1 protein-coding gene is annotated in these 366 nt (G+C 32.2%); it reads right to left on the bottom strand.

Annotation, left to right across the window (positions count from 1 at the left end; all coding sequences use genetic code 11):
* On the bottom strand, positions 1–366 hold a 366-nt coding region (locus tag IM273_RS22255), incomplete at both ends, for a hypothetical protein (RefSeq protein WP_226857991.1).

Genomic DNA, 366 nt, shown 5'->3' with positions numbered 1-366 from the left:
ATTTTGTTTTTTATAGATATTTCAGTACTTAAAAGTACTTTTTTCTTGGGATCGTTTTCATGAGGATCAAAAGAGTCATTCCCCTCAAATAATTTCTTACTCCCAATATTACCTGATAAAAAAACCGGCATTTTATTATGTTCAACATACCCATTAGCATAAAAAATATTTCCATTAACATGAAAGCACTTTACGGGACCAGGCACAATTCCCTCTATAGGCCATTTCCCATCTTTAGACCATAGATCATTAATTTTTTTTGTTAGAGCAAGGTCTCTCTCTGCTGCATAATTAATTAACCAACTTCTTTGCTCTTTTTCATCGGATGAAGAGGATGATGTTATTGAAAAATCAACAAGCTTATCA

Origin of the sequence: Enterobacter cloacae complex sp. P13B, from assembly GCF_014895915.1 — a bacterium.
Lineage (GTDB): Bacteria > Pseudomonadota > Gammaproteobacteria > Enterobacterales > Enterobacteriaceae > Enterobacter > Enterobacter bugandensis.
The sequence above is the reverse complement of the archived record's forward strand: the minus strand, read 5'-3'. Positions and strand labels throughout refer to the sequence as shown.